The sequence below is a fragment of the Nonomuraea sp. B1E8 genome, assembly GCF_039871515.1.
In the GTDB taxonomy this organism is placed as follows: domain Bacteria; phylum Actinomycetota; class Actinomycetes; order Streptosporangiales; family Streptosporangiaceae; genus Nonomuraea.
This window is the reverse complement of the sequence record NZ_JBDPLS010000005.1, coordinates 504,302-518,039: the sequence shown is the minus strand read 5'-3', so window position 1 is coordinate 518,039 and position 13,738 is coordinate 504,302. Positions and strand designations below refer to the sequence as shown.

The following is a 13,738-nucleotide window of genomic DNA, read 5'->3' as shown; positions in this document are numbered from 1 at the left end:
AGCGGCGGTGTCGCTGGTCCTGCCCCTGGTGACAGGGGCAGGGCCGGCGGCCCGCGCCGCCGAGCCCGCCTTCGCCTACGGCGAGGCGCTGCAGAAGTCGCTGTGGTTCTACGAGGCCCAGCAGTCGGGCGAGCTGCCCGACTGGAACCGCGTCTCCTGGCGCGGCGACTCGGCCGTGAACGACGGCGACGACGTGGGGACGGATCTCACGGGCGGCTGGTACGACGCGGGCGACCACGTCAAGTTCGGCTTCCCGATGGCGTTCTCCGCCACCATGCTGGCCTGGGGCGCGGTCGAGTACCGCGACGCCTACGCGGACTCCGGCCAGCTCACCCACCTGCTGAACAACCTCAAGTTCGTCAACGACTACTTCATCAAGGCCCATCCGTCGCCGAACGTGCTCTACGGGCAGGTCGGCAACGGCGGCACGGACCACGCGTGGTGGGGTCCGGCCGAGGCGATGGGGATGGAGCGGCCGGCGTACAAGATCGATGCCTCGTGCGGCGGGTCGGACCTGGCGGGGGAGACGGCGGCGGCGATGGCGGCCTCCTCGATCGTCTTCCGCCCGACAAATCCGGCGTATGCCGACACGCTGGTGACGCACGCCCGGCAGCTGTACTCCTTCGCCGACACGGTCAGGAAGAAGTACACCGAGTGCATCACCGACGCCTCCAGCTACTACAACTCCTGGAGCGGCTACAACGACGAGCTGGTGTGGGGCGCGATCTGGCTCTACCGGGCCACGGACGACGCCTCCTACCTGGCCAAGGCCGAAGCCGGCTACGACAACCTCGGCAACGAGCCGCAGACCAGCACCAAGTCGTACAAGTGGACGATCGCCTGGGACGACAAGTCCTACGGCGCGTACGTGCTGCTGCACAAGCTCACCGGCAAGCAGCGCTACCTCGACGACGCCAACCGCTGGCTCGACTGGTGGACGGTCGGCGTCAACGGGTCGAAGGTGGCCTACTCGCCCGGCGGGCAGGCCGTGCTCGACCGGTGGGGCTCGCTGAGGTACGCGGCCAACACGGCGTTCGCGGCGCTCGTGCACAGCGACTCGATCACCGACGCGACCCGCAAGGCCCGCTACCACGACTTCGCGGTCAGCCAGATCGACTACGCGCTCGGCGACAACCCGCGCGACTCGTCGTACGTGATCGGCTTCGGGAACAACCCCCCGCGGAACCCGCACCACCGCACGGCGCACGGCTCGTGGACCGACCAGATCACCAACCCCGAGCAGACCCGCCACACGCTGTACGGGGCGCTCGTCGGCGGCCCGCCCGACCCGAACGACGCCTACACCGACGAGCGCGACGACTACGTCATGAACGAGGTCGCCACCGACTACAACGCCGGCTTCACCAGCGCGCTGGCCCGGCTCTACCAGGAGTACGGGGGCGCTCCCGCGGCGAACTTCCCGCAGGAGGAGACCCCGGACGGGCCCGAGATCCTCGTCGAGGCCGGCGTGAACGCGTCGGGCTCGACCTTCACGGAGATCAAGGCCATCGTCCGCAACCGGTCGGCCTGGCCCGCCAGGGTGCTGTCCGACGGCTCGTTCCGCTACTACTTCACCCTCGACGGCTCGACGACGGCCTCGCAGATCAGCGTGTCGTCGGCCTACACGCAGTGCGCGGCGCCCACACTTCACCCCACGGGCGGCACCACGTACTACGTGCGCATCGACTGCTCGGGCGAGGACATCGCCCCGGCAGGACAGTCGCAGCACCGCAGGGAGGTGCAGTTCAGGATCTCCAGCGCGGGCACGTGGGACCCGGCCAACGACTGGTCGTACCAGGGCATCCCCACCACGCCCGGCGCCACGCCGGAGAGAACAGAACGCATCGCCCTCTACAGCGGCGACTCCAAGATCTGGGGTGAGCCCCCGGGTCCGGACGTGGAGGACGACACTGCGCCCAGCAAGCCCGGCACGCCCGCGGTCTCCGCGATCACGGGTTCGAGCGCCAGGCTCGGCTGGACGTCCTCCACGGACAACGTGGGAGTGGCCGGCTATGACGTCTACCTGGGGTCCACCAAGGTAGGCACGGCCACGACCACGTCCTACGACCTGACCGGGCTCACCCCTTCCACCGCGTACACCGCCCACGTGGTGGCCAGGGACGCGGCGGGCAACACCTCGCCGCCGTCGGACGCCACGACGTTCACCACCTCCGACACGCCCGCGCCCGCCGACGGGTGCGTGGCGGAGTTCGAGGTGACGAACGCGTGGGGCGGCGCTTACCAGGCCGAGGTGACGGTGCGCAACGGCGGCACGGAGGCGATCGACGGCTGGAGGGTCGCCTGGACGTCGCAGAGCTCGATCACGCAGCTCTGGGGCGGCAGGCACACAGTCTCCGGCTCCGCCGTCACCGTCGAGAACGAGGCGTGGAACGGCTCGCTCGCTCCCGGCGCCACCACCACGTTCGGCTTCATCGCGAACGGCACGCCCGCCACACCCGATCCGATCACCTGCACCGCCATCTGACCCCGGGTCGAACCCGTCGGCCCTCGGCTGCGTATGAGGAGGTGAGGCGAAGCAACACTCCTGCCTTGTGACACATCCCGCCCGGATGGGACGGACGCGGCCCGATACCTCCAGTCGGCGCCGCGTCCGTTCGTGTCCGTCACCTGTCACCTGTCACTTGGCCCTGTCACTTGGCCCTGTCACTTGGCCCTGTCACTTGGCCCTGTCACTTGGCCCTGTCACTTGGCCCTGTCACTTGGCCCTGTCACTTGGCTGAGGTGGCCTGGGCGAAGCGCTGCTTGGCCGCCTCGATGGCGGCGTCGTCGGAGAAGTCCGCGAACGCCTGCTCGTGGTAGCGCGGGGGGATGAGTCGCCTGACCCGCTCCGGGTAACCCGCGCCCGCCTCCGGCACCTTGACGACGGGCGGGATGCCGAGGCGTACGGCGATGGGCCCCGAGGCGCGCACGGAGACCGGCCATTCGCTACTCTCGCCGGTGATGGCGCAGAGGTGACGGGCGTAGACCCACTTCACCTCGACGAGGGAGGACGCGCCGGCCGGTTCGGTCCCGAACGGCTCCACGGCGCACACGACGTCCGACTCGAAGGTGTGGCCGTGTGCGTGGTGCTCGCCGGTCGACGACCGTTCCAGGATCAGGGTCACCTGGGCGGCGAGCTCTTCGTTCAGCTGGGCGGAGGGCTGCCTGCCCGCGAAGAACATCACCCCGGCCAGGGTCAGGCCGGCCAGGGTGACGCTTGCCGCGACAAGCCCGCGACGCGTTCTGATCACGGGCTGGTGCAGGTCAGGGTGGGTGCGGGGTTGGGGATGGAGCCGGTCGCGTTGAAGCCGAACGAGGTGGTCGCGTCCGGTGCGAGCTGGCCGTTGTAGGTGGCGTTCTTGACGGTGACGTTGGGCGGTTGCCCGGACAGGACGCCGTTCCACGGTGTGCCGTCGAAGCCCTGCCCGCCGCTGTAGGTCCAGGAGACCGTCCAGCCGTTCATTGCGCTGTCGCCCGTGTTGCGCACGGTCACCTCACCCTGGAAGTGGCCGGCCCAGCCGTTGTCGGTGGCCTTCCACGTCGCGGTGCAGCCGCTGTCGCCGGGCGGCGGGTCGGTCGGCGTGACCGTGGGGTCGGGGTCGGGCGTGCCGCCGCCGGGGCCGACTCCGGTCACTTCGCCGTTGCCGCCGTCGAAGACGACGTCGGAGCAGCTGTAGAAGTTCTCGTTGCTGTCCGAGCGGATCCAGTGGGTGAAGATGATGTGCCGCCCGCTCTTGCCGGACGGGAGCTGGGCGTTCCAGTAGTAGTAGCCGAGCCCGCCGGGGCCGCCGTTCTTGGGCGGGTTGGTGACGGTGCCGAACGGTTCGAGGTCGGACCACTTGAGCGGGCCGTTGGGGTTCCAGCCGTTCTTGGTGATGTAGTAGTCGAAGTCGCCCGGGTGCTCGGCCCAGTTGCTGTGCCGCATCTGGATGTTGGCGCCCGCGGTCAGGTGGGTCAGCGGCCAGTCGTTGCGGACCGCGTTGTAGGCCGAGAAGTCGTAGGGCCCGCCGGTGCCTCCGCTGCAGATCTGCCCGTCGGGGATGAATCCGGTGGTCCGGCCCGCGCCGTCGGAGCGCAGCACGGCGAACCAGTTGTACAGAGGGGTCGTGCCGCTCTGCGCGACCGCGTCGGCGCAGGCGGGGTTGTAGGGCTGAATCTGGCCGTTGTCCCGGAGGCCGTCCTGCCAGCACAGGAACGTGCGGCTGCCGGGGAACATCGTCACGCCGTGGGCCTGTGCCGGTGAGGGCACCATCAGGACACTCGTGATCAGAACCATGACGGCGGTGAGCGCCGCCGACTTGAACAATCTCATGGGGGGATTCCTTGCGCTGACGACAGAGGAAAGCCTGCCCATGACCAGCCCGCCCGGCCAGCGCATTGAATCACGGGCCCGGCCGATCCGACAACGCGGCGTGAAACTTTCAGCCGATCTTGGTCATGGTTCTGCTGGTCGCCGCCGCCCGGGTGCTTGCCGTACATCGGGGCCGTCGGGAGGCTGCCATACTGGGAGCGCTCCCAGTACACTTCCTCAGCAGACAGGACGGGAGCACATGCCATCAGGCTCGCGCGGCCGTGCTTTGCGAGGGGCGCGGCCGCGCGTTGGAGGGGTACGGCTGGTGCTGCCGTACCCCTCATCAACGCCGTCAGTTCGGGCCGAGTGCGGCCTCGATGTCGTCGAGCCTGGCCTCCAGCTCGCTCAGGCAGGCCGGCGCCAGCCGGCCCTCCCGCAGGCGGTCGGAGAGCTTGCCCCGCAGGCGCTCGGTCCCGCTCGACGCCGCGGGGCCGTGCGGCGCGACGAGGCCGTTCAGCACCTGGTTGAGGTCGAGCACGACGTCGGCGTCCGTCGCGCCGCACGGCGTCCTGTCCTCGAGCGTGGTCCTGAAGCCGGCCACCGCCTGCTCGACGGTGATCGCCGAGGATGGCGAGCTCTCGACCAGTGGAGACGCGGGGGACGGCCGCGGCTGCGCGGCCTGCTCCGGAACGTGGAGCTCCGACTGCTGGAACCAGAGCAGGATCGACAGCGCGACCGTCGCGGAGCCCGCGACCGTGAGCGCGCGCCTGACATGCCGGCCCACGGTGGCCGCGCCCAGCGCGCCGGTCAGCGCCGCGACGATCTCCGCCGCGCCCGGCCGCTCCTCGGGCCGGTGCGCCAGGCAGCGCTGGCACAGCGTGGCGACGGCGTAGGGCACGCCGGGCACCCGGGGCGGCGGCGCCGTCCTCCTGGCCGCCTCGATCTCCTCCCACGTCGTCTCCGGGTACGGGGTACGCCCGGTGAGCATGGTGTGCAGCAGCACGCCCAGCGCGTACACGTCGACCGCGGGATGCGTGGGCGCGCCGTGCAGCCGCTCGGGGGCGACGTAGGGCGGGGTGCCGCGCTCGTCGTCGGGGTCGCCCGCCCAGGCCGCGATGCCGAAGTCGAGCAGCTTCGGGCCGTCGGCGGTGAGCAGCACGTTCTCGGCCGTGACGTCCCTGTGGACCAGGCCGCGGGCGTGCCCGGCCATCAGCACCCTGGCCAGCCGCAGCGCGATCGCGGCGGCCTCGGTCCACGGCAGCGGGCCCTGCTCGACGCGCTCGGCCAGCGGCGTGCCGTCGAGCAGCGGCATCACCACGAACGCCGCGACGCCCCCGCCTGTGGTGACGGTCTCGCCGTAGTCGTAGATCTCGATGGAGTCGGGGTGGATGAACCTGGCCGCTGCGCGCGCCTCGCTGCGTACGCTGACGCGCTCGCCGTGGTCGGCATGGAGCGACGAGGTGAGCACCTTGACCGCGACCATCCGGTGCAGGGACTGGTCGAAGGCACGCCAGATGACCGACATGCCCCCGCGGGCCAGCGGATCCAGCAGCAGATACCGGCGGGCCAGCACATCCCCAGGCTCAAGCCGACTCACGGACGACCAGTTCCGTGGGGAGAACGGGGTCGATGCCCGCGGCCCCTGTCAGGAGCAGCCGGGTGGCGACCGTGGCGAGCTCCTCGACGGGCTGGCGGACGGTGGTCAGCGCGGGGACGGTGTGCCTGGCGACCGGGGCGTCGTCGAATCCGATCACCGCAACGTCGGTCGGCACCTTGCGCCCGGCCCTGCGCAGCGCCTGGATCGCGCCCGCCGCCATCAGGTCGGAGGCCACGAAGACGGCGTCGAGGCCCGGGGCGTGGCGTAACAACCACTGCATGGCGTGGGTGCCGGAGGCGGCGGTGAAGTCACCGTAGGCCACGGGCACGTCTGGTGCGCCCGCCGCCCGCAGGGTGCGCACCAGGCCGTCTAATCGGTCGCGCGCGGCGGGCAACGAGGGCGGCCCGCCGATGGCGGCGACGTTGCGGCGGCCGGTCAGCAGGAAGTGCTCCGCCGCCTGGCGGCCGCCGTCGATGTTGTCGACGTCGACGTAGGGGAGTTTGAGGTCGTGAGGCGGGCGGCCGATGTTGCGCACCGGGATGCCCGCGGTGGACAACTTGATCGCCAGTGGGTGGCGCTCTCTCGCGCCCACGATGAGCACCGCGCCGGACAGGGCGGGCAGCGTGGACGACGTGGGGGTGACGGTGGTCACCATGAGATGGGTGCCGTGTTCGGCGATCACGCTGCCGGCCGCGGACAGGAGCCTGGCGTAGTAGGGCTCCGAGAAGAGCCGGGGAAGGTGGTCACAGATCACCGCTGTGACACCGTCGGCCATGGTTTTGGCGGCCGTTCCCCGTGGTGCGCGTTGCCGTACGTAGCCCATTCGGGAGACGGCGTCGTAGACTTGGCGGCGGGTCGAAGTGCTGACCCGCACCGAGCCGGTGAGGACTCGTGATGCGGTCGCGGGGGAAACCCCTGCAGCGGCCGCCACCTGTGCCAGTGTGGGCTGCTCGGTCATGGAGCACCTCGCGGAAAGATCCTGGGAGCGCTCCCACGTTACCAATGTTTCGCCGCTGTTAATAGGGCCTTTGCAAGGAGTGCGTCCTGCTGTACGGACGCACTCCGGATTGCTCAGCCAGGCACGCCGGTGGCCGTCGAAGCCTTCCGGGCCGCCGGATTTCCGACGGCCCGATTACGCATTTCCGGCCTTCCCTATGGGCTGACCCCGAGGCCGACGGCAGCGTCGTCCAGTTCCGGATCGGTGGCCTCGTCGCCGGAGTCCGGCTCCGACCGGTCGGACCGCGAGGGCTGGCAGCTCGAACCGCAACCGCCGAAACGCGAGGTGTTCATCGGGTGGAATTCGGTCTCCGGCACGCCCTTCAGCGCCAGGAGCATGGTGTCCTTCCAGATCGGCCCCGGGATCGACGCGCCGAACACCGAGCTGTAGTAGCGGCCGCCGATGGTGACGCCGTTGAGCTTGTATTTCTGCGCGCCCCGCGTGTCACCGATGCTGACCGCCCCCGCCAGATCCGGGGTGAACCCGGCGAACCAGGCGGCGGCCTGGTCATCCGTGGTGCCGGTCTTACCGCCCGCCGGGCGGCCGATGCCGCCGACGCCGCGCATCGTGCCCTTGGTGAAGACCCCCTCCAGGATGTACGACGCGGCGTCCGCGACCTCGGGATCCAACACCTGCTTGCACTCGGGCTTGTACGTCTTCGTCTTGCCGTACCGGTCAGTGATCTTGCTGATGGCCATGGGCTTGCAGTATTTGCCCCGGGCGCCGATCGCCGCGTAGGCGGTGGCCACGGTCACCGGGTCCATCTCGTTGGTGCCGAGCGTGAACGTCTCGAACTCCGTCAGCGGCAACCCGTCGGAGCGCTTGATGCCCAGCGACTTGGCCGTCTTGACCGTGTCGCACAGCCCGACCTTCTGCTCCAGCGCCACGAAGAAGGTGTTCACCGAGCCCCAGGTGCCGGTGGCCAGCGACTTGAAGCCGCCGCCGCCCCCCTCGGCGTTGGTGACGGTGTGGGAGGGGTCGCCGATGTTCTCGCCCTTGCAGTTCTTGAACGAGGAGTAGTAGGGCGCGCGGTAACCGCTGCCGGTGGAGACCCCGTCGTGGATCTTCATGCCCTCCTTGAGCGCGGTGAGCAGCGTGAAGACCTTGAACGTCGAGCCCGCCTGGAAGCCGGTGCCGCCGCCGTGCACCGCGTCGGCGACCACGTTGTACGACATCTCGTTCTTGCGCTTGTTGTCGCCGTACGTGCGGCTGGCGGCCATCGCCTTGATCGCGCCCGTGCCCGGCTCCACCAGGGCTTCGGAGGCGACCGCCTTGTCCGACGCGTACACGTGCTTCCTGATGGCCCGGTCGGCGGCCTTCTGCATCTTCGGGTCGAGCGTCGTCTGGATCGTCAGGCCGCCCCGGTTGAGGAACTGGGTCCTGGCCTTCTTCGTCGCACCGAAGATCTTGTTGCTGAGGATCTCGTTGCGCACGTACATGCAGAAGTAGGGGTAGGCGCTGGCCCCGCAGCCGCCGGGCAGCGGCTGGCCCTTGTCGAAGCCGAGCTTCTCGGCCTTGGCCTCCTTGGCCTGCGCGGGCGTGATCTTGCCCAGCTCGGCCATCCTGTCGAGCACCACGTTGCGCCGGTGCAGCAGCCGCTCGCGCTGCTCCCTGCCGAGGTTGGGGTCGGTCGCGTTGGGGTCCTGCACCGCGCCGGCCAGGGTCGCGGACTGCACCAGGTTCAGGCTGGCCGCGTCGACCCCGAAGAAGCGCTTGGCCGCCGCCTCGACGCCGTAGGCGCCGGCGCCGAAGTAGGCGATGTTGAGATATTTCTCGAGGATCTGGTCCTTGGTGTACTTCTCCTCGACCGCCATCGCGTAGCGCAGTTCCCTGAGCTTGCGCGCGTAGCTGGCCTCAAGCGCCGCGTTCTTCTCCTTCTCGGTGGTCGCCGAGTTGAGCAGCACCTGCTTGACGTACTGCTGGGTGATGGACGAGCCGCCCTGGGCGATGCCGCCGGAGCTGAGGTTCTTGGCCAGGGCGCGCAGGGTGCCCTCGATGTCGATGGCGCCGTGCTCGTAGAAGCGGAAGTCCTCGATCGAGATGATGGCCGTCTTCATGATCTCGGCCACGTCGGCGAGCTTGACGTTCTCGCGATATTCCTCGTAGAACTGGGCGATCTGGTTGCCCTTGGCGTCGAGCACCGTCGTCTTCTCCGCGAGCGGGGGCTCCTTGAGCTCCTCGGGTTTGATGCCGAGCTCCTCCGATGCCGAGACGAACATCGCTCCCGTGCCTCCGACCGCCGGCAGCGCGATGGCCGCGGTCACCACACCTGCAGCCACCGCCGCACCGGTCAGGCGCGCGATACTCGACATACGGGACATGCTGGCAATACCTCCCCCTCTTGGCATTCGGGTGCATCCTAAACCCAGCCATGACGTGTTCTATGTAAAAACTTGGACCCTGTGAGACGGGAGTTTGTTCGCGCGGCGCGGCCGGTTTTCCCGTGTCTGTAGGCATATCTGACGTTCGTGCTGCATGGGCCCCCTGTGCGGGCTGTGGCGATCTTTCTCCTCGCGATCGGCCGATTTCCCCCAGCCGAGGGCAAAGAAGCGTGTTGTCTGGCGGTCCCCGGCCACCCGTCTGGCAACGTCGGCCAGGGCGTTTCCTGCTGGCCTTGGTGGAGGGTCTTATGCGTGGTGTCGGACATGGCGCGGACTTCGACCGTCTGCTCTCGGCCGCCAGGTCATATTGGGGGGACATTCCCGGCGGTGACGGCTGCGTCGTGGCGGAGGCGTACGACGACGACATCCGGGTCGTGACGCGCACGCTGCTGGTCGCCAGGGCCGTGTGCGACCTGATCTCGGCGCGGCTGGTCGCGCTGACCGGCCCCGAATGGCGGCGCCTCGCGGAGGCGTTCGGCGCCGCCGGCGACGTCCAGCCGGAGCCGCCGCCTCTCGCGCTCGTCACCAGCCGCGCGGACCGCTCGGTGACCAGGGAGATCCCGGTCGTGCACGTCCACGGCACAGGCTCGCTGAAGGCGTACACGATGTTCCCCGACCAGGGCCCGTGCTCCTTCTTCGACGAGCTGCCCGCCAGGGTCGGCGCGTTCTTCGAGCGGCACGTGTGGCCGCACAGGAAGACGATCAGGCCCGGGGCCGAACGGGTCGCCTGGCGGGCGAAGAGCGGATACCAGCTCCGTACGGACACCGAGCGCCGCCAGCTCCGCTACTACGGCTGCGCCCGCCTGGGCATCGACGCCGACCGGCCGACGATCGCCGTGTTCGGCCACACCCCGGGACAGGACACCGAGCTGTACGACGCGACGGCGGAGTTCGCCGCGTCCGACGAGTCCGCGAACTGGCTGTTCCTCGACCCCGTCGCGAACGGTCATTCCCGGATGAAATGCGTCACCGGCGCCCTGTCCACCAACATCCTGTGGAGCGTGACGGACGTGGGCGTCACCTTCAGGGACAGCGACCTGCCCGCCTTCGGCATCCCCGTCATCCAGGCCGGCTGGTCGGAGGGCAGCGCCTGCGGCGCCACCTACCTGGCCCGCTCGCCCGCGGACCACCGCGGCCTGCTGGAGGAGGCCATCGGCAGGCACGCCAAGGGCGAGTCGTTCCTCGGCCCCGAGCAGCGCGAGCGCGCCCGCCTGTGGCTCTGGTTGCGCCGCTGCGGCTCCGACGTCCCCACCCAGCTCCTGCCGCACTGGGAGCACGGCGCGGAGGACTACGCCCGCGCCCTCGCCGTCAACCTCCGGTACGTCGAGCGCGACGGCGACCCCCTCTACCGTGCCGTCGCCCGCATGTGGGACCGGCGCGAGCCCGTGCTCACCCGATTCGACTTCCACGACCCGGCAGCGCTGGCCACCACCATCACCCCCGAGAGGAGCATCCGATGACCAGCAGCACAGGATCCGACACCGACACCGACCTCGACCCGGTGATCCTGCCCGCGATACCACCCGTGCACCTGCTCAGCGGGCAGGTCCCCTCGCTTCAGGTGACCGACCGGCTGCACAGGGGCAGCCACATCGTCGGCAGATTCGAGACCTCGGGGCTGGCCGGTTTCAAGGTGGCCGCGCAGGGACGCCCGCTGCGGGTGTTGCTGACGCTGTCGGCCGACGACCGGTCGGTGAGCGGCTGGCACACCGGAAAACCCGTGCCAGGCGGCCCTCTCACGCGGCTCGTGCAGATCCGCTCCCAGGGGCGGCTGCGCCAGTGCGTCCTGCTGAAAGGCCGGCGGTCGCACGCCAAGGTGGCCTTCGACCTCGCGGCCGAGGAGATCCCCGACGACGGCCTCGTCTGCATCGAGGCGCTCGACATCATGGAGGGCGACGGCGTCGGCGAGGAGGTGCGCCGCATCGTGTCCGGGCGCGTCGCCCCCGACGGGGTGGCCGGCGTGCGCCTCGACAAGGTCGTGCTGGACGAGCCGCCGGAGGTGGACTTCGACCCGGACACGCTCGACGGCTCCCGCTGCGAGCTGTCGACGCTGATCAGCGCCGGCGGGCTGGCCAACCTCAACCGGCAGGGCGTACGCGTCCTGCGGTCGGGCATGTTCGTCGTCAACCCCGTGCTGAAGGACACCTTCGGCGCGACCGGCCGCGTCACGCTGCGGCTCGGCACCAAGGCGGAGCCGGCCAGCCTCATCCCCGCGTCGTGGCGGCGGGTGAACAGCGAGCTGCGCTGGCTGCGGCACGCCACCAAGAAGCTGCTCGGCACGGCGGCGCCCAGGGTGGAGCGGGTGCTCAGCGTCAGGGACGGCGAGCCGGTCGAGTTCGAGCAGCGGCCCTGCGGCAACGTGACGGAGCTGGAGCTGGCCAGCCCGACGACCTCACCGCTGCTGGTCTTCGTCGCCTCCGGCCGCGGCGTGCTGGCGACCCTGGAATCAGGCACCTCGCACTGACCGGATCGACGGAAAATTTGCGATCATCCGTGAAAACGCCACGCAGAGGGCAGTCTTTATGGATGACCGAGCGCGGATTGCGAATCGAAGCCACACGATACGTGCACTGCACGGTCATACGCGCCGGCGGTGAGCTCGACCACGAGGGCAGGGTCAGGTTCAGCGCCTGCATCACGTCCGTGTGGGACTGGTCGCAGGGGCCTGTGCTCGTGCTCGACCTGCACGACCTGGACTTCTACGACTCGTCGGTCATCGGGGTGCTCGCGATGGCCATGCAGCGGATGGAGGAGGAGCGCAGCGGTGGCCGGATCATCCTCGTCCAGCCGGACCAGCACCTGCTGTCGGTGCTGCGGCTGACGGACCTGCTGTCGCACGTGGAACTGGCCGACAGCGTCGATGAGGTCGTGGCGGAGCTGATGGTGCAGGCGCAGGACGGGTCGCCGGGGCGGGCTTCGCCGAACGTGATCACCAGAGGCGGCGAGCAGGATGATCGCTGCTGAGCGGCTCCGCGCGGACGGCGGAGCCCGCCTCACCCGCGTCACGTTCAGAGCCCGTACGCCTCCAGGAGCCGCAACCACACCTCGCTGACCGTCGGGAAGGACGGCACCGCGTGCCACAGCCGGTCGAGCGGCACCTCGGCGGTGACGGCGATCGTGGCGGCATGCAGCAACTCGGCCGCCCCCGGACCGACGAACGTGACGCCGAGCAGCACTCTCCTGTCCTCGTCGACGACGGCCCTGGCCCGGCCGCGGTAGCCGTCGCCCAGGAGATAGGCACCGGTGACCGAGCCCATGTCGTAGTCGACGACGCGCACCCGGAAGCCGTCCGCTCGGGCCACGGCCTCGGTGCGGCCGACCGCGCAGACCTGCGGATCGGTGAACACCACCTGCGGCGCTCCGTAGCCGTCCGCCAGGTCGCGCATCGCGGGCAGCTCCTCACCGCGGGCCCGCGCGGCTATCACGTCGCCGCAGACCCTGGCCTGGTACTTGCCCATGTGCGTGAGCAGCGTGCGCCCGTTGACGTCGCCCACGGCGTACAGCCAGCCATCGGAGACCCCGGTCGCCCGCATGCTGTCGTCGACCTCGATCGGGACGTTGTCGGGCAGGCCCACCGTGCCGAGCCCCACATCGCGGACGGCGGGCCGGCGTCCCGTGGCCACCAGCAGCTCGTCCGCCTCCAGCACGGGCCCCTCGGGCAGGTGCACCGTCACCTTCCCGCCCGGCTCAGGCCGCTCGACCCGGCTGACCTGGGTGCCGGTGCGCACGGTGATGCCCGCGTCCGCGAACGACCGGGCGAGCAGCTCACCGGCGAACGGCTCCATCCTGCCCAGCAGTCCGCCGCCGCGTACCAGCAGGGTGGTCTGCCGGGTGCCCAGGCCGTGCATGGCCTGCGCCATCTCGCAGGCCACGACCCCGCCGCCGAGCACCACGAGCCGCTCGGGGATCACGCTGGCCGCGGTCACCTCGTGGCTGGTCCACGCGTTCGCCTCGGCCAGCCCCGGCACGGGAGGCACGGCCGGAGTGCTGCCCGTCGCCACCACGACGGCCTGGTGGGCCGTCAGCAGCCGCTCGCCCCCGTCCGCCAAGGTGACGCGCACCCGCCTCGGACCGTCGAGCCTGCCGCGCCCGCGGACGAACTCGGCCGGCACGCCCTCGATCCACCCCACCTGGCCGGAGTCGTCGAAATGGCCGACGGCCTCGTCACGACGGGCCAGCACCGCCGCCACGTCGATGGGCCCGAGCTCCAGGCCGGGCACCCGCGCCACCTCGCCCGCCAGATCGACCGGCCGCAGCAGCGCCTTGCTCGGCACGCACGCCCAGTAGGAGCACTCCCCGCCCGCCAGCCGCTCCTCGACGATCGCGGCCGTCAGACCGCCGCGCACGGCCCGGTCCACGACGTTCTCACCGGCGGGACCGGCGCCGATCACGATGACGTCGAACTCGTCAGCCATCTTGCCTCCCAAGCATTCGCACGGACGTGAGAAAACTCTTTCACGTCCGTGCGCCTA

10 protein-coding genes are annotated in these 13,738 nt (G+C 70.2%); 4 read left to right on the top strand and 6 right to left on the bottom strand.

Annotation, left to right across the window (positions count from 1 at the left end; all coding sequences use genetic code 11):
- Window positions 1-7: 7 nt before the first annotated feature.
- The gene (locus ABGA98_RS20325) at window positions 8-2,485 is read left to right on the top strand and encodes a glycoside hydrolase family 9 protein (protein WP_347619907.1); all 2,478 of its coding nucleotides are present in this window, start codon (window positions 8-10) and stop codon (window positions 2,483-2,485) included.
- Between the two features lie 244 nt (window positions 2,486-2,729).
- On the opposite strand, the gene ABGA98_RS20320 is transcribed toward ABGA98_RS20325, so the two are convergent.
- From ABGA98_RS20320 to ABGA98_RS20300, 5 genes are all read right to left on the bottom strand, one after another.
- Window positions 2,730-3,251, bottom strand: coding sequence for a hypothetical protein (locus tag ABGA98_RS20320; protein WP_347619906.1), 522 nt, complete (start codon window positions 3,249-3,251; stop codon window positions 2,730-2,732).
- Complete coding sequence (locus tag ABGA98_RS20315) at window positions 3,248-4,312, bottom strand: lytic polysaccharide monooxygenase (protein ID WP_347619905.1); 1,065 nt, start codon at window positions 4,310-4,312, stop codon at window positions 3,248-3,250. Before ABGA98_RS20315 ends, ABGA98_RS20320 begins: the two co-directional genes overlap by 4 nt.
- A gap of 331 nt (window positions 4,313-4,643) precedes the next feature.
- Window positions 4,644-5,864 (bottom strand): serine/threonine-protein kinase, encoded by a 1,221-nt coding sequence (locus tag ABGA98_RS20310; protein ID WP_347619904.1) that lies wholly within the window; start codon window positions 5,862-5,864, stop codon window positions 4,644-4,646.
- Between the two features lie 10 nt (window positions 5,865-5,874).
- Window positions 5,875-6,846: a LacI family DNA-binding transcriptional regulator gene (locus tag ABGA98_RS20305; RefSeq protein ID WP_347619903.1), complete on the bottom strand. Its 972-nt coding sequence runs from the start codon at window positions 6,844-6,846 to the stop codon at window positions 5,875-5,877.
- 194 nt (window positions 6,847-7,040) lie between these two features.
- A complete protein-coding gene (locus tag ABGA98_RS20300) occupies window positions 7,041-9,197 on the bottom strand; it encodes a transglycosylase domain-containing protein (protein ID WP_347619902.1) in 2,157 nt (718 codons plus the stop codon).
- A 317-nt stretch (window positions 9,198-9,514) separates the two neighbouring features.
- Here ABGA98_RS20300 and ABGA98_RS20295 point away from each other — a divergent pair, with 317 nt between their 5' ends.
- The 3 genes from ABGA98_RS20295 (at window position 9,515) to ABGA98_RS20285 (ending at window position 12,230) form a co-directional block, all read left to right on the top strand.
- On the top strand, window positions 9,515-10,726 hold the full coding sequence (locus ABGA98_RS20295; protein ID WP_347619901.1) for a hypothetical protein: 1,212 nt from the start codon (window positions 9,515-9,517) through the stop codon (window positions 10,724-10,726).
- Window positions 10,723-11,730, top strand: a complete 1,008-nt coding sequence (locus ABGA98_RS20290; RefSeq protein WP_347619900.1) for a hypothetical protein — start codon at window positions 10,723-10,725, stop codon at window positions 11,728-11,730. The genes ABGA98_RS20295 and ABGA98_RS20290 overlap by 4 nt, the downstream gene beginning before the upstream one ends.
- Before the next feature lie 62 nt (window positions 11,731-11,792).
- Window positions 11,793-12,230, top strand: a complete 438-nt coding sequence (locus ABGA98_RS20285; protein ID WP_347619899.1) for an STAS domain-containing protein — start codon at window positions 11,793-11,795, stop codon at window positions 12,228-12,230.
- Between the two features lie 44 nt (window positions 12,231-12,274).
- Here the strand turns inward: ABGA98_RS20285 and ABGA98_RS20280 are convergent, their stop codons facing one another.
- Window positions 12,275-13,681, bottom strand: a complete 1,407-nt coding sequence (locus ABGA98_RS20280; RefSeq protein ID WP_347619898.1) for an NAD(P)/FAD-dependent oxidoreductase — start codon at window positions 13,679-13,681, stop codon at window positions 12,275-12,277.
- Between the last annotated feature and the right edge of the window lie 57 nt (window positions 13,682-13,738).